The sequence below is a fragment of the Falcatimonas sp. MSJ-15 genome (assembly GCF_018918265.1).
Classification (GTDB): domain Bacteria; phylum Bacillota; class Clostridia; order Lachnospirales; family Lachnospiraceae; genus Falcatimonas.
Window position 1 is genome coordinate 26672 of record NZ_JAHLQC010000012.1, and the last position, 17186, is coordinate 43857.

General features: G+C 32.4%; 15 protein-coding genes, 1 other RNA gene and 1 riboswitch. Of the genes, 14 read left to right on the forward strand and 2 right to left on the reverse strand.

Features of this window, described 5'->3' with window-relative positions:
• Positions 1-394 precede the first annotated feature (394 nt).
• Positions 395-479: riboswitch (cyclic di-GMP riboswitch) on the forward strand.
• Between the two features lie 253 nt (positions 480-732).
• From KQI85_RS10300 to smpB, 8 genes are all read left to right on the forward strand, one after another.
• Positions 733-1605 carry a CAP domain-containing protein gene (locus KQI85_RS10300; RefSeq protein ID WP_216576005.1) on the forward strand — a complete coding sequence of 291 codons (873 nt, stop codon included), beginning with the start codon at positions 733-735 and terminating at the stop codon, positions 1603-1605.
• Positions 1606-1881: 276 nt separating this feature from the next.
• Positions 1882-2898: a type I glyceraldehyde-3-phosphate dehydrogenase gene (gap, locus tag KQI85_RS10305; RefSeq protein ID WP_216576006.1), complete on the forward strand. Its 1017-nt coding sequence runs from the start codon at positions 1882-1884 to the stop codon at positions 2896-2898.
• A 362-nt stretch (positions 2899-3260) separates the two neighbouring features.
• Positions 3261-4469 carry a phosphoglycerate kinase gene (gene pgk / locus KQI85_RS10310; RefSeq protein ID WP_216576007.1) on the forward strand — a complete coding sequence of 403 codons (1209 nt, stop codon included), beginning with the start codon at positions 3261-3263 and terminating at the stop codon, positions 4467-4469.
• A 38-nt stretch (positions 4470-4507) separates the two neighbouring features.
• Positions 4508-5257, forward strand: a complete 750-nt coding sequence (gene tpiA / locus KQI85_RS10315; protein WP_216576008.1) for a triose-phosphate isomerase — start codon at positions 4508-4510, stop codon at positions 5255-5257.
• 97 nt (positions 5258-5354) lie between these two features.
• Positions 5355-6896, forward strand: coding sequence for a 2,3-bisphosphoglycerate-independent phosphoglycerate mutase (gene gpmI, locus KQI85_RS10320; protein WP_216576009.1), 1542 nt, complete (start codon positions 5355-5357; stop codon positions 6894-6896).
• Between the two features lie 77 nt (positions 6897-6973).
• Positions 6974-7213: a preprotein translocase subunit SecG gene (gene secG, locus KQI85_RS10325; RefSeq protein ID WP_216576010.1), complete on the forward strand. Its 240-nt coding sequence runs from the start codon at positions 6974-6976 to the stop codon at positions 7211-7213.
• 489 nt (positions 7214-7702) lie between these two features.
• Entirely contained in the window at positions 7703-9844 is a 2142-nt protein-coding gene (gene rnr / locus KQI85_RS10330; protein WP_216576011.1) for a ribonuclease R, read from the forward strand.
• Between the two features lie 3 nt (positions 9845-9847).
• Positions 9848-10315: an SsrA-binding protein SmpB gene (smpB, locus tag KQI85_RS10335; protein ID WP_216576012.1), complete on the forward strand. Its 468-nt coding sequence runs from the start codon at positions 9848-9850 to the stop codon at positions 10313-10315.
• Positions 10316-10460: 145 nt separating this feature from the next.
• On the opposite strand, the gene KQI85_RS10340 is transcribed toward smpB, so the two are convergent.
• Both KQI85_RS10340 and KQI85_RS10345 read right to left on the reverse strand, forming a co-directional pair.
• Entirely contained in the window at positions 10461-10781 is a 321-nt protein-coding gene (locus tag KQI85_RS10340) for a hypothetical protein (protein ID WP_216576013.1), read from the reverse strand.
• 146 nt (positions 10782-10927) lie between these two features.
• Positions 10928-11587 carry a ribonuclease H family protein gene (locus KQI85_RS10345; RefSeq protein ID WP_216576014.1) on the reverse strand — a complete coding sequence of 220 codons (660 nt, stop codon included), beginning with the start codon at positions 11585-11587 and terminating at the stop codon, positions 10928-10930.
• Positions 11588-11747: 160 nt separating this feature from the next.
• On the opposite strand from KQI85_RS10345, the gene ssrA reads away from it, so the two are divergent.
• The 6 genes from ssrA to KQI85_RS10375 all read left to right on the forward strand — a co-directional run bounded on the left by ssrA (position 11748) and on the right by KQI85_RS10375 (position 17183).
• Positions 11748-12086: a transfer-messenger RNA gene (ssrA, locus tag KQI85_RS10350) on the forward strand.
• A 107-nt stretch (positions 12087-12193) separates the two neighbouring features.
• Positions 12194-12409, forward strand: a complete 216-nt coding sequence (locus KQI85_RS10355; RefSeq protein WP_216576015.1) for a DUF3006 domain-containing protein — start codon at positions 12194-12196, stop codon at positions 12407-12409.
• Between the two features lie 63 nt (positions 12410-12472).
• Positions 12473-14212: a serine hydrolase domain-containing protein gene (locus KQI85_RS10360; protein ID WP_216576016.1), complete on the forward strand. Its 1740-nt coding sequence runs from the start codon at positions 12473-12475 to the stop codon at positions 14210-14212.
• Positions 14213-14224: 12 nt separating this feature from the next.
• Positions 14225-14758, forward strand: a complete 534-nt coding sequence (locus KQI85_RS10365) for a hypothetical protein (protein WP_216576017.1) — start codon at positions 14225-14227, stop codon at positions 14756-14758.
• Between the two features lie 251 nt (positions 14759-15009).
• On the forward strand, positions 15010-15690 hold the full coding sequence (locus tag KQI85_RS10370) for a response regulator transcription factor (protein WP_216576018.1): 681 nt from the start codon (positions 15010-15012) through the stop codon (positions 15688-15690).
• The gene (locus KQI85_RS10375) at positions 15687-17183 is read left to right on the forward strand and encodes a HAMP domain-containing sensor histidine kinase (RefSeq protein ID WP_216576019.1); all 1497 of its coding nucleotides are present in this window, start codon (positions 15687-15689) and stop codon (positions 17181-17183) included. The genes KQI85_RS10370 and KQI85_RS10375 overlap by 4 nt, the downstream gene beginning before the upstream one ends.
• Positions 17184-17186: the final 3 nt, after the last annotated feature.

The window sequence follows — 17186 nt, forward strand, 5'->3', positions numbered from 1 at the left end:
TTAATTAAGTACTTTGCGTTGTCTTTTTAATTAAGCATTCTGCGTCTTTTTAATTAAGCATTCTGCGTCTTTTTAATTAAGTATTCTGTGCTGTCTTTTTGATTAAGTATTCTGCACTTCCTTAATATGTAGAAGAAATTGACTTTGCAAAAAAGGCAGCAGATATAAAAAATAGAATATGCATATTATTTTTAACACACCAGAAGTTAACATAATATAATCAAAACATAAAAGTAAAATTAACAAAGACATGAAATTAATTAATAAACATAAAATTATAATTAAAAACATGAAAACAAATCGAGATAACTTGACATAATTAAGAAAAATATATATGATGAGTACAGTTAATAAAGTTTGATAAGTTTATTTTTGCTTTATATTAATTAAATAATTAAATATTGGGCAAACCTGTAGAAATGCAGGGACGCAAAGCCAAGGGTCTAAATCGTTAATCGAGATGACAGCCGGTTGCACATTTATATGTAATTCATATTTATGGTTATCAATGCGCTCTGGTATGGAGCGCTTTTTTATATGTGCAATATATGTGTTATGTATGTAGCTATAAACATATTTTACAAGCCTTAAATGTTATTAACGATGTAGGATGGCAGCGTGAGAACTATGAATCACTTGTCTATTACATTAGAAAAATTAGTTTTACTGATTTTTAAGAACTAGTTTTAATTACTTGAAATACTATTAAAACTAAGGGAGGCTTTTTAAATTATGATAAGAATTAAAAAGAAAAGCATTCTGGCACTGGTGCTTAGTGTGAGTATTGTGTGGTTACCGGGATGTCAGAATAAAGGAACAGAAGAACATAGCATTATTGCTATCGCACAAAGCGAAAAAGATTATAAGAAGGCAAGCCAAAAAGAGAGTAGCAAATATGCAACAGATAATACAGCTAATGATACAACAATAGAGATGACAACAGAATATGTTGAAGAGACAACAGTGGAGCCTGTAACAACAATTGCAGATACGCAGGAAGTAGTTACAGAGCCTGTAACAGCTGCAACACAGCCGACAGTAGCTGAACAAAGTACGGCAGTTACAATGCCACCTGTACAGCAGGATCCTGTAACAGAAGAAGAACAACCACAGGAAGAAGCAACGCCTGAACCGGTTGTGCAGACGGAGCCACAGCCTGGAGTTGCACTTACAATAGAACAGGCAGCGGCAATATCAGAAGCCAACTATAATAATTATTATGGATATATTATGCAGGTCGCAGAACTTATTAACCAGTTCCGTGCCGAAAATGGACTCGCTCCGGTATCGGTAGACTATACAGATTGCATAGTTGCGGGAATTCGTTCAGCAGAAGGAGCACATCTTGATTACTTCAGTCATGAAAGACCTGATGGCAGCAAAGTAAGTACAGTTATTAATTATTATGGAATCAGTTGGGAAAGATGTGGAGAGAATCTTGGAAGAAGGCAGACTTCACCGGAAGGAATAGTTGAAGGATGGAAGAATTCAGATTCAGGACATCGTGAGATTATGTTAAAAGCAGAATGGACCAGTATGGGAATCGGAGTTGCAGTTAATGCAGACGGAGATCTTTACTGGAGTGCTGTTTTTATACAAAACTAAATATTATCTAATTTTTGTAGGCAGTTGTCTGTGTCTCCCGTTTGCAGGCAACTGCCATATTTATAAGCTAGAGCGTAAAGCTAATTACCTTTAGGTGATGGGGAATTCACATAAAAAAATGATAAATTTTGTAATAATTAATAAAAAATCAAATTAGGGCTTGATATTTTAGAGCAAAGAAGGTAAAATACTACTAGGTTGATTTTTTATTAACAATCTTTATGAAGTATCTGTCATAGACAGAACGAAAAATTATTCTTAGGAGGAATTATAGACATGGCAGTAAGAGTAGCTATCAATGGATTTGGACGTATTGGACGTCTCGCATTTAGACAGATGTTTGGAGCAGAAGGATATGAAGTTGTTGCAATCAACGACTTAACAAGCCCTAAAATGCTTGCACACTTATTAAAATATGATTCATCACAGGGTAAATATGAATTAGCTGATAAAGTAACAGCTGGTGACGATTCAATCACAGTTGATGGAAAAGAAATCAAAATTTATGCATTCCCAGATGCAAACAATTGCCCATGGGGAGAATTAAATGTAGACGTAGTTCTTGAATGTTCAGGATTCTATACATCAAAAGAAAAAGCACAGGCTCATATCAATGCAGGTGCTAGAAAAGTTGTTATTTCAGCTCCAGCTGGTAATGACCTTCCAACAATCGTTTACAACACAAACCATACAACATTAAAAGCAGAAGACAATATCATTTCAGCTGCTTCATGTACAACAAACTGTTTAGCACCTATGGCTGATGCATTAAACAAATTTGCACCTATCCAGTCAGGTATTATGGTAACAATCCATGCTTACACAGGTGATCAGATGACACTTGATGGACCACAGAGAAAAGGTGATTTAAGAAGATCAAGAGCTGCAGCTGTTAATATCGTTCCTAACAGCACAGGTGCTGCTAAAGCAATCGGTTTAGTTATCCCAGAATTAAATGGTAAATTAATCGGATCAGCTCAGAGAGTTCCAGTTCCAACAGGTTCAACAACAATCTTAACAGCAGTTGTTAAGAAAGCTGATGTAACAGTTGAAGGAATCAACGCAGCTATGAAAGCAGCAGCTAACGAATCATTCGGTTACAATGAAGACCTTATCGTATCAAGCGATATCGTTGGTATGAGATTTGGTTCATTATTCGATGCTACACAGACAATGGTTTCTAAAGTTGGCGATGATTTATATGAAGTACAGGTTGTTTCATGGTATGATAATGAAAATTCATACACAAGCCAGATGGTTAGAACAATTAAATACTTCTCAGAATTAGCTTAATATATAATTAATTATATAGTTGATTAGTTAATTTAGATCCAGAAAAGGGTCCGGTAATGTGGTTTTTCCATAGGACCGGACTTTTCTATTTATGTGTGTATATATTTATATTGTATAAAAATATATTGTATAAAAATATATTGTATAGAGATATGATATATAAGATTAGATAAATACCACGATAATTAATTATAAACTTTTGATTGTAATAAAAGAATGACATAAGTCTATAATAATCAGAAGACAAACAAATAAAATTTAGGAAAGGAAAAGCTACTTAGATGAATTGCGATTAATAGTAGATATTAGCAAATCATCTGGCATATATCATATTATATATGTTTTAGTAGCAGATAAATATAATGCTTAATAAGAAATCAGTAGATGATATTAATGTAAAAGGACTTCGTGTTTTATGCAGATGTGATTTCAATGTACCATTAAAAGATGGAAAAATCACAGACGAAAATCGTCTTGTTGCAGCTCTTCCAACAATTAAAAAATTAGTTGCAGATGGTGGAAAAGTAATTCTTTGCTCACATCTTGGAAAAGTAAAAACAGAAGAAGACAAAAAGACAAAGACTCTTGCTCCAGTTGCAGCAAGATTATCAGAATTATTAGGACAGGAAGTAAAATTTGCTGCAGATCCAGAAGTAGTTGGACCTAATGCAAAAGCTGCTGTTGAAGCAATGAAAGATGGAGATGTAATCTTACTTGAGAATACACGTTTCAGAGCAGAAGAGACAAAGAATGGAGAAGCTTTCTCAAAAGAACTTGCTTCACTTTGTGATGTATTTGTAAATGATGCATTTGGTACAGCTCATAGAGCACATTGTTCTAATGTTGGTGTTGCTAGCCTTGTAGATACAGCTGTAGTTGGATACTTAATGCAGAAAGAAATTGACTTCCTTGGTAATGCAGTAGAGAATCCAGTAAGACCTTTCGTTGCAATCCTTGGTGGTGCAAAAGTAGCAGATAAATTAAATGTTATCTCAAACTTACTTGAAAAATGTGATACATTAATCATCGGTGGTGGTATGGCATTCACATTCTTAAAAGCTCAGGGATATGAAATCGGTACATCATTAGTTGATGAGACAAAGATTGATTATTGTAAAGAAATGATTGAAAAAGCTAATAAACTTGGTAAAAAATTATTACTTCCAGTTGATACAGTAGCTGCAGATGCATTCCCAAATCCAATCGATGCTGAGATTCCAGTAGAAGTATATGCAGTAGAAGATATGCCAGCTGATAAAGCAGGATTTGATATCGGACCTAAGACTGCTGAATTATATGCAGAAGCTGTTAGAACAGCTAAGACAGTTGTATGGAATGGACCAATGGGTATCTTCGAAAATCCTGTTCTTGCAAAAGGAACAATTGCAGTTGCTAAAGCATTAGCTGAAACAGATGCTACTACAATTATCGGTGGTGGTGATTCAGCAGCAGCTGTTAACCAGTTAGGATTTGGTGATAAGATGACTCATATCTCAACAGGTGGCGGTGCATCACTTGAATTCCTTGAAGGAAAAGAATTACCAGGTGTTGCAGCAGCAAACGACAAATAATATAAAAAATATAATTAAATACCAAAGGAGAAATGGCAATGCGTAGAAAAATTATAGCTGGTAACTGGAAGATGAACAAGACTCCAAGCGAAACAGTAAAATTAATTAATGAATTAAAACCTTTAGTAAAGAATGATGATGTTGATGTAGTATTTTGTGTACCTGCAATATCACTTACAACAGCTATTGAAGCAGCAAAAGGAAGTAATATTGAAATTGGTGCTGAAAATATGTTCTATGAAGAAAGTGGTGCATATACAGGGGAAATCGCACCTAATATGTTAACAGATATTGGTGTAAAATATGTAATCATTGGACATTCAGAGAGACGTGAATACTTTGCAGAAACTGATGAAACAGTTAATAAAAAAGTATTAAAAGCATTTGAACATGGTATTACACCTATTATCTGCTGTGGTGAATCACTTAAACAGAGAGAACAGGGTGTAACAATCGATTTTATCAGACAGCAGATTAAAGTTGCATTTTTAAATGTAACAGCAGATCAGGCTAAAAAAGCTGTAATTGCATATGAACCAATCTGGGCAATCGGAACTGGTAAAGTTGCAACAACAGCTCAGGCAGAAGAAGTATGTGCAGCAATTCGTCAGGTAATCGGTGAGATCTATGATGAAGCTACAAAAGAAGCAATTCGTATTCAGTATGGTGGAAGTGTTTCTGCTGCAAGTGCTCCAGAATTATTTGCAGAAGCAGATATTGATGGTGGTCTTGTAGGTGGTGCAAGTCTTAAACCAGATTTTGGAAAGATTGTTAATTATAACAAATAATTATTGGTATTTATGTTTGTACGTTAGCTATGGTGAAATACCCATGGCTAATGTTTTGGTCAGTGACCGCATTAAAAAGTGATAAGGAGTAATTATTATGAGTAAGAAACCTACAGTATTATTGATATTAGATGGATATGGATTAAACGAAAAAACAGAAGGAAATGCAATCGCATTAGCTAATACACCTGTTATGGATAAACTTATGACAGAATATCCATTCGTTAAAGGATATGCAAGCGGAATGGCAGTAGGTCTTCCTGATGGTCAGATGGGTAATTCAGAAGTAGGACATCTTAATATGGGTGCAGGAAGAATTATATATCAGGAACTTACAAGAATTACAAAAGAGATTAATGACGGAGATTTCTTTAAGAACGAAGCATTTAAGAAAGCAGTTGATAATTGCAAAGCTAACAATTCAGCATTACATTTATTTGGACTTCTTTCAACAGGTGGTGTACACAGCCATATTACACACTTATTTGGACTTCTTGAATTAGCTAAGAGAGAAGGACTTGATAAAGTATATGTACATGCATTCCTTGATGGACGTGATACAGCTCCTACATCAGGTAAAGGATTCATGCAGGAACTTGTTGATAAGATGAAAGAATTAGGAGTAGGTGAAGTTGCATCAGTAATGGGACGTTACTATGCAATGGATAGAGATAATAGATGGGACAGAGTAGAAGCAGCATATAATGCAATCACAAAAGGTGAAGGTAATAAAGCAGAATGTCCAGTATGTGCTATTCAGGAATCTTATGATAATGATAAGAATGATGAGTTCGTTGTTCCAACAGTAATTACTAAGAATGGAGAACCAGTAGCAACAGTTAAAGATAATGATTCAGTTATATTCTTTAACTTCCGTCCTGACAGAGCAAGAGAGATAACAAGAACATTCTGCGATGATGACTTCACAGGATTTGAGAGAGGCTCAAGAATTAAGACAACATACGTATGCTTCACAGAATATGATGTTACTATCGCTAATAAAGAAGTAGCATTTAACAAAGTAGCAATCAAGAATACATTTGGTGAATTTTTAGCAGCTAATAATAAGAAACAGTTAAGACTTGCTGAGACAGAAAAATATGCTCATGTAACATTCTTCTTCAATGGTGGAGTAGAAGAACCTGTTGAAGGTGAAGAAAGATCACTTGTAAAATCACCTAAAGTTGCAACATATGATTTACAGCCAGAGATGAGTGCACCAGAAGTTAGAGATAGATTAGTAGCAGCTATCAAATCAGATAAGTATGATGTAATTATCTGTAATTTTGCAAATCCTGATATGGTTGGACATACAGGTGTTGTTGATGCAGCTATTAAAGCAGTTGAGACAGTAGATGAAGCAGTTGGCGAAGCAGTAGAAGCACTTAAAGAAGTAGATGGACAGATGTTTATCTGTGCTGATCATGGTAATGTAGAACAGCTTATTGATTATACAACAGGTGAGAGCTTTACAGCACATACAACTAATCCTGTTCCATTCATTCTTGTTAACTACAATGATGAATATACACTTCGTGAAGATGGATGCCTTGCAGATATCGCATCAACATTAATAGAGATGATGGGAATGGAACAGCCTGCAGAGATGACAGGTAAATCACTTCTTGTTAGAAAATAGTATTAAAAAAGATTGAAAAATTAAAAGATATAAGGTATAATTGAATCTATGCTTGACCGATTACAGGAGGTGTAGAGATGAACGTAATTAAAGTAATACTTACAGTTATATTTGTATTAATTTCTATAATATTAACTGTTGTTGTATTAGCACAGGAAGGTAAATCAGCTGGTTTATCAGGTGCTTTAGGCGGAACAGGTGAAACATACTGGAGCAAGAATAAGAGTCGTTCAGCTGAAGGAAAACTCGAGACAGCAACTCGCTGGTTAGTAATTTTATTCTTAGTTATAGCTGCGGTTTTGAATATTAATTTCTAAGATATTTTCGAATACTGCAGGTATATATACAGAACAAGGATAGAATGTTTGATAATACGTTTTGTATATATGACAATTAATATAATGAACTAGTGTGTGTGATGTCGCACTTATACCAGTGATAAAAAAGGGATGTTTATATAGCATCCCTTTTTTCACATTACAAAAGTAATATTATAAGAAATAACATCATTAAATGCGTAACATTGCAAAGCTAAGTAAAAGTATTATTAAAGTGACAACATTGCTAGGTAAAAGTATTATTAAGCTGACAACATTGTTAAGTAAAAGTATTATTAAAGTGGAAACATTGATAAGTGAAAGTATTATTAAAATGGCAACAAAGCTAAGTAAAATAATATTGGAGAAACATTATAATTGGAAATGGAAAATTCATATTAAGGTTGATTTTTAATATCAAAATCAGAGTAGGTATGATATAATGAGAATAGTTATTAGAGAAGAGATTTGAAAAGAGGTGTAAATCTTATGGATAAAGAGTTATTTGAGACAAGAAAACAGATAATAATGGACATTATTAATGACGAGAATTATGTCCCAATGAAGATAAAAGAGATTGCAATATTATTACAGGTACCAAAATCAGAGAGAGCAGATCTTGAAGAAGTATTAATGGCACTTGTGAATGAAGGTAAGATTAGCCTTTCTAAAAAAGGTAAGTATTGTAAAGGCGATATGAATCTGATTACAGGTGTTTTTCAGGCTACACAGCGTGGATTTGGCTTTGTAAGTGTTGAAGGAGAAGATGAGGATATATTCATATCAGAAAGCGATACTAATGGAGCATTTACTAATGATGTAGTAAATGTAAGAATATTAGAAGGAAAATCAGGCAAGCGAAGAGAAGGAACCATTGTTAATATTGTAGAAAGAGGCATAAAAGAGATTGTTGGAATATATCAAAAGAGTAAAAGTTTTGGCTTTGTTATTCCAGATAATCAGAAATTTACCAAAGATATCTTTATTCCGGCAGAAAAATCAATGGGTGCGGTAACGGGCCATAAAGTTGTAGTGAAGATAACAGATTATGGTAAAAATGGTAAAAAACCGGAAGGTAAAGTAATAGAGATTATAGGCCATGTTAATGATCCGGGAACAGACATAATGTCTATAATAAAATCATACGATCTTCCACTTGAGTTTCCTGAGAATGTTATGCATCAATTAAAAGATATTCCTGATGAAGTGTCAACAAGAGAGATGGCAGGACGTGTTGATATAAGAAATTGGCAGACTGTTACAATAGATGGTGAAGATGCTAAAGATCTTGATGATGCAATTACAATAAGCAAAAAAGATGGAAAATATACATTAGGCGTTCATATTGCTGATGTTACCAATTATGTCAAAGAAGGCACACCTCTTGATAAAGAAGCTTTAAGAAGAGGAACAAGTGTATATCTTGTAGACAGAGTAATCCCTATGCTTCCTCATAAACTTTCTAATGGAATATGTTCACTTAATGAAGGCGTAGACAGACTTGCATTAAGCTGCATTATGGATATTGATGAAAAAGGTAATGTCTATGGACATAAGATATGTGAAACAGTTATTAATGTTGATAGAAGAATGAGTTATACAGCAGTTAAAAAGATACTTGATAATTCAGATGAAGAAGTTGTTAATGAGTACAAGGAATTAGTTCCGATGTTCGAACTTATGAAAGAACTTGCTGCTATTCTTAGAAAAAAAAGATTTAGCAGAGGCTCTATTGATTTTGATTTTCCAGAATCAAAGATTATACTTGATGAAAAAGGCCGTCCGATAGATATAAAGCCTTATGAGCGTAATGTAGCAACAAGAATAATTGAAGATTTTATGCTTATAGCTAACGAGACAGTCGCAGAAGATCATTTTTGGCAGGAGATACCTTTTGTATATAGAACACATGATAATCCGGACCCAGAGAAGATAGAACGACTTGGTATGTTTATTAACAATTTTGGATATTCAATTAAGATTAGTCAGGATGATATTCATCCAAAAGAATTACAGAAACTTCTTGAAAAGATTGAAGGTTCAGATGAAGAAGCATTAATAAGCAGGCTTACTCTAAGATCATTAAAGAGAGCACAATATACAACAAGTTGTACAGGCCATTTTGGACTTGCAGCAAAGTATTATTGTCATTTTACATCACCAATAAGAAGATATCCGGATCTTCAGATTCATAGAATTATAAAAGAAAATCTTCATGGTGGACTTAATGAACGAAGAATAAATCATTATAATAAGATACTTGATGCTGTTGCAAAACAGGCAAGTATGACAGAGAGACGAGCTGATGATGCAGAGAGAGATACAGATAAACTTAAAAAAGTTGAATATATGTCACATAGAATCGGAGAAGTATTTGATGGTGTTATATCAGGTGTGACTTCATGGGGATTCTATGTTGAACTTCCTAATACAGTAGAAGGAATGGTTCATATTAGTTCATTAAGAGATGATTATTATTATTTTTCAGAAGAAGAATATGCACTTAAATCCGAGATACTTAATAAGCAATATAAGCTTGGCCAAAAAGTAAAAGTTGTTCTTGTTGATACTGATAAGATGTTAAGAACAATAGATTTTGAATTATATGATGAAATTGTGGGAGGATTATAGATAATGTCAAAAGATGCATTTAAACTTATCGCTAATAACAAAAAGGCACATTTTGACTACTTCATTGAAGATACATTTGAAGCCGGAATAGCACTTGCTGGAACAGAAGTAAAATCTTTAAGAATGGGAAAATGTAGTGTTAAAGAATCCTTTATAAGAATAGAGAATGGTGAAGTGTATATATATAATATGCACATAAGTCCTTATGAAAAAGGAAATATATTTAATAAAGATCCTTTAAGAGTTCGAAAACTACTGCTTCATAAATATGAAGTTAACAAAATGGTTGGTAAGATGCAACAAAAAGGTTATACAATAGTACCACTTCAGGTATATTTTAAAGGAAATCTGTGTAAAGTACAGATAGGGCTTGCAAGAGGTAAAAAATTATATGATAAGCGTGAAGATATAGCTAAGAAAGATCAAAGACGTGAAGCTGAGAAGAACTTTAAAGTAAAAAATCTATATTAAAAGTAGTATTAAAAAGTAAAAATTGCTCTATACTGTAAGTATAGATTGAAGAATTGTAGTGGTTCATTAATTGTCATCTGTGTAAAAAATTGCTCTATACTATAAGTGTAGAGCAATTTTTAGTTGACGATTATAATGTCTATGCTTAAAAAGAACTCTCAAGTTCAAGAATCTTCATAAAAGATTGATATTGAACAGAAGAAAGTGTGTTGTTAGTAAGCCAGCTGAATTGATCGTCTGTGATAATTTTCTTTTTAGTATAAGTATATGAAAAATTGTTACTATGACCTATACCATTGGTATATAATTTAAGCCAATTAGAATTAAGCAAAAATTCATCTGTAGCATATCTTGCACTATATAACTTAATATAATATTTTCTGACAAGTTCATTAGCCAGCGTTATATGACCATATTGACTGCAAGAGTAAAATTCCCCACTAGGAGAAAGCCATCCACATAACATGTATGTAAGTTCACCTCGATGTAATAAATAATAATGATTAGAAAATTGTAAAACTACATTAGACTTAAGCGAATGTGATTTTGCAATTTCCTTGTACAGTAGATGGTTTTAGTGTAAAATAAAACAAAACAAATAGCAAGAATAAGTTATTGACAATTTAATGCTTTTTTCGCCTCGTTATGCATTTTTTCGACATGTTCTTTGTCTACTACACTTGAAATCTTAAAAAATTGAATATCTATCTGATCTTTAACAGAATTAATAAAACGCTTATAGGCAGTTGATTGTGGTGTATCAGCAGACCATATATTAAGTGGCCATGCACCAACGCATGCAAGTGTATGGAATAAAGTTATACTCTTATAATCATTAGATAATGCATAGTTGATAGCGAGAATTGCAGCCATAACCTCTCCACAACTGTCTTTAAGATCAGCAAAATCATTTTCACATACATCGATTACAGTAAAAGAACTTTTTATTGAAAATAAAGTCTTATTTTTGTTCTCCGGTGTATTAAAGATTTTTAGTATATTCTCGATTTTATTAGATTCAGAATGAGTGAATTCAACTGCGGCTGCATACATTCTGGTTAATGGATCAAATTCACCACAGATATAAGCAGTACATTCAGTTTGCTTTAATACTGAGATAGAGTTTTCATATATGAAATTTTGCGCTTCTTCAAGAGAAGAACATCTCTTAAATACAGCTTCAGGATATCCTTTTACCTGAGTCATGCAACTATCTAAAGTTTTATAAACACCCTTTCGTCGTCCTCTTTTAACAGCATAGTAATATTGCATGTATTTCATCTCCTTATATTGAATGAATGTGTTATAAAAAAATAATACTATTCGATCTATCGGTAAGAATGATGAAATCTTGAATTATAAATAAAATTTAATTTATTAAAAAAATCTATTGAAGATAAAATAAATTTTTGTTATAATGTAAATACATTTAGGGCTTGTAAAGGTTTCGACAGGGGTTTTGAATGTGGAGAAGCAATTCGCAGGAGATGCGTTAAATTTCAAAATTAAATATAAACGCTGAAGATAATTTAGCAATCGCTGCCTAGTGGCAGCTGTCTGACCTAGAGCACCTACACTTTAGCAATCAGGCATCGACTATGTAGGAAACGATGTATGCAAAGCTTTGAGCATGCAGGCGTATTATGAAGCTACTAAGGCATATAAGGTGTTGGTTCTTGATATGTCAAGGGAATGTAAATAATCAACTATAATTGTAGAAGTACGCAGGACGGGCTTTTGGACGCGGGTTCGATTCCCGCCAGGTCCATATATGCTCGAGGTAACTTGAGCTATTTTTTTACAAAAGATACATATTATAAGTTATATTTTGTGAAAACTTTTTATAATGTATTTTTCTAATGAAAAGGGGGATTTCGTATGGAAGAATTATTAGTAGAAGGTTTTGAAGGTGTTTATGCATTATGCGAACAGAAAGATAAGCAAAAGACAACTGTTCCTAAGTACAGATTACCATTAGAGACACGAGTTGGGGATTTTGTATTTTTGAATCGTGATGGTATGTATGAAGTAAAGACATCAAAGAAGACGAATCATGGAATGACTCAGTATTTAAAGACTTTGCTCGGAAGATGATTTGTAGCCACCATAGCAGATTTGGAATCTTGATTTATTTTAAGAATGGAAGGATCTGTTAAGGTGGCTTTTCTTTTATATAATGGATATTATTATATAAGAATAAAGAGAATTGGAGAATGTATTATGAGAATGTATTTTGAAAGAAAAAGACCTGAAGAGGTAGGAATAGCTTCAGAGAATATTATCAGATTTATAGATGAATTAAAAAAAGAGCATGTTAATATGCACAGTTTTATATTATATAGAAGAAATAGTATTATAGCAGAAGCTTATTATGCACCTTATACGAGAGATACTTTGCATAGAGTATTTTCTGTGACAAAAAGTTTCACATCGGTGGCGATAGGAATCTTAGCTGATGAGAAGAAGATAGATCTTGATGATAAGATTATTGATTATTTTGCAGATAAGACTGATGGAATTGAGGTTCATAAGTATATAAAAGATATTACAATAAGAGACATGCTTATGATGTCAACTGCTCATGAGGCTACTACATATAAAAAAGTCACACATAATGATTATGTCAGAAGTTTTTTTGAAGTTGAACCTTCACATTATCCGGGAACATCATATGCTTATGATACATCTTCAAGTCATACACTTGCAGCTTTAGTTAAGAAGATTACCGGGAAGAATATTCTTGAATTCCTTAAGGAAAAGTGTCTTACAGAGCTTGGTTTCTCTGATGAGTCATATGGAATATCAGATCCTATGGGAATTACAATGGGCGGCTCAGGAATTATGGCAAAACCAATTGATTTGTTAATATTTGCAAACCTGATTATGAATGGAGGCAGAGTAAAAGACAGACAGTATATCTCAAAAGAATATATAACACTTGCAACAACTTGTAAGAGAAATACTTATGTGCGTAGTAATGTTGATGCTGAAAGATATGGATATGGATATCAGTTTTTTATGACAAAATATAATGGCTTTTGCTGTTATGGTATGGGAGGACAGTTAGTATTATGCTATCCTGATAAGGAGCTTATTTTGGTAACAACAGCTGATACACAAGATAGTCAGGAGAAAACACAGAGAATATATGATGCCTTTTATAGGAATATATATGATAAACTTGATGTACTAAATATATCAGATAATATATCCGAAGATAGTAAGTCAGGTAATAAAAGCTATGAAGAACTGCTTGATATTATCGGTTCGCTAAAGATAGAAGAAGACGATATCGATAGTGATTATGAGAAGCTTAAGCTGATAGATAAAAAAAAGTTTGTTTTTGACGATAATCCTGCAGGACTTATAAAAGCTTATATTGATATAGATAATAATAATGAATCAGGAAGTATTATACTTGATTTTAAGAATGATAATGCAAGTGGCAATAACATAAGCAATGCTAATGCAAATAGTTATAACATAAGTAATGATAATGTAAGTGGCAATAATATAAGTAATGCTAATGCAAGTAGTTATAGTATAAATGATGATAAGCCAAGTGGTGATGATATAAATAATCATAAATCAAGTAGTGGTAATGTAAGTAATAAGGCAAATATGGAAGACAAAGCCATAAGAACATATAGAATAGAATTTGGAGTGAAAGAACTAAAAGAGTCGATATTTCCATATTATAATATGAGATACCTTGCTAAGATTCTTGTAGCTTTCAAAGATACATTTATTATAAGATGCCACATTATAGATGAGTCAGTATGCCCGCTTTACATAGAAGTGACTACTAATGGTGATAATGTTACATTCTATATGAAGAATAAGGATGAAGTATTTTTTAAGGAATTTAATGGATATGTCAGTGGAAAAATACATTAAGAAAGGTAGAGTATGATGGAGGAGAATAAAAAGTATGTATTAGATGGATTTGAATATGAGACAAAAGAAGATTATGAAAGTGCATTAAATGAACAAAAAGGTATCCAGTTTTTGTTTAAGAAATATAATATGAAAGATTCGAAAGTTGCTACTACAGTATACAATAATGCAATAGAAAAGGAACTTTTTAAAACACAGACAGGAATTAGTTTCATGTATGAACTTCGAAAAAAGATAAGTAATACTGGCAAGATTGAAGCAGAAGAACTTAAAACTATAAAGATTAAGAATGTTGATAAGCAAAAAAAAGAAGAGGTTCAAAAACTTTCTGACAAAATAAAGATTTCGATTGGGATAAATTGTATTCTTGCAATAGTCATTGTAGCGATGATTATAATTGCATCTACAAGTGGCAATGCTAATATTATGAATTATGAAGCTAAAATACAGAATAAGTACAGTAGCTGGGAAAGTGAACTAAAAGAGAGAGAAAAAGCTATTAAAGAGAAAGAAGCAGAACTTAATATTAGTAATGATAATAAGTAGGAGTAGTCAACAGAATAACATGTAATTATTATATTAATACATAAATAAGATATATGTTCACAAAAATAACATATAATTCTATTATAATGTCAATTATATAAGATGCTAATGTTAAGCTTATTATTTAATATATTAGATAATAAGCTTAACATTTAATGTATTAGACAAGTAAAGACTAGCGTTTAATATATTAGGTAAGTAAAGATTAGCATTTAATTATTAGATAATAACACAGATAAGAGGTAATAAGTATGGAAAAATTGAAAATACTTGTAGTTGATGATGAAGCTAGAATGAGAAAACTTGTAAGAGATTTTCTTGTCCGCAATGATTATACAGTTGTTGAAGCAGGAGATGGAGAAGAAGCTCTTGATGTATTTTATTCTGATAAAGATATTGCACTTATAATTCTTGATGTTATGATGCCTAAGATGGATGGATATGAGACACTTAAGAGAATAAGAAAAGATTCTAAAGTGCCAGTAATAATGTTAACAGCAAAAGGCGAAGAAGATGACGAATTAAGAGGCTTTGAGCTTGGTGTAGATGAATATATATCCAAACCTTTCAGTCCTAAAATATTAGTAGCAAGAGTTGAAGCAATTCTTAGAAGAAGTGGTAATGGAACAGCAGATGAATCAATAAGAGCAGGAAGAATAGAACTTAACAAAGTAGCACATATTGTTAAGATTGATGACAAACCTATTGAATTAAGTTTTAAAGAATTTGAACTGTTAGCATATTTTATTGAGAATTCAGGTATAGCTTTGTCAAGAGAAAGAATATTAAATAGCGTATGGAACTATGATTATTTTGGTGATGCAAGAACTATTGATACACATGTTAAAAAACTTAGAAGCAAGATGGGTGACTGCGGAGAATATATTCATACAATATGGGGTATGGGATACAAATTTGAGGTGGAAGCATGAGACATTCCATAAGATTTAAACTTACGCTTATGATGCTTGCACTCACAGGTGGTGTAATACTTGCACTTATATTACTTAATACAACTTTTCTTGGTAAATTCTATTACAAGACAAAGCAGTCAACAATGAAGAATGTATATTATCAGATAAATCAGCTGTATGGAGATATTGATTATGATACATATCAGGCACAGGATGAAGAGACACTTGACAATATCAAACTTGAACTTGAAAAGATATGTAGCAAAAACAATGTCAACATACAGATAATTGATTTTAATCATCATACAACTTTCAATTCAGGAATGTCTAGTCAGACAATAGAGAATATATTGAATGCATATATATATTCAATTAATATATCAGGAAGTGAAGTTATATCAAAAAGTGATGACTTTGTGCTTACAAGCAATTATGATAACAGACTTGGAGTTAAGACGCTTAATCTTGTTGGCGAACTTCAGTATAGTAACTTCATAATAATGACAACAACTGTTGAGAGCATAGAAGAAGCGATAAAATTTAGTAATCATTTTATTGAATATGCAGGACTTATTGTTATGATGCTTGGTGTTATAATAACAACAATGTTTGCAAGAAGAATAGCAAAACCAATAACAGAATTATCAGGAATTGCTGAGAAGATGGCAGAGCTTGATTTTGACATAAAATATGTAAGTAATGATAAAGGCGAACTTGGTATACTTGGAAATAGTATGAATAAGTTGTCAGATAAGCTTGAGATGACTATCTCAGAATTAAAGTCAGCTAATATCTCATTACAAAAAGATATTGAGAAAAAAGAGATGATAGATGAGATGCGAAAAGAATTCGTATCTAATGTGTCACATGAATTAAAGACTCCTATAGCACTTATACAAGGATATGCAGAAGGACTTAAGGAAGGGATAAATGATGATCCTGAAAGTACAGAATTCTACTGTGATGTAATCATAGATGAGGCAGCAAAGATGAATAATATGGTTAAGAAACTTCTTACACTTCAGCATATTGAGTCAGGAACAGAAAAAGTTAATATGGAGCGTTTTGACATAATACCTATAATAAAATCAGTAGTTAAAGCTAATACACTTTTAGCTGATGACAAAAATATAAAGATAATTTTTGAAGAAAATAATCCGATATATGTATGGGCAGACGAGTATCAGGTTGAGGAAGTTATGACTAACTATGTAACTAATGCAATTAATCATGCTGATGGAGATAAGATTATACGAGTATATACAGAGATAAAGGATGGAAAAATAAGAGTCAGCGTGTACAATACAGGACATAATATTCCAGAAACAGAACTCGAAAAAGTATGGATTAAATTTTACAAAGTTGATAAAGCAAGAACAAGAGAGTATGGCGGAAGTGGTATAGGATTATCAATTGTAAAAGCGATAATTGATTCTTTTGGACAACAATGTGGAGTATATAATGTTGACGACGGTGTAGTATTCTGGTTTGAACTTGACTGCAAAAATTAGAGA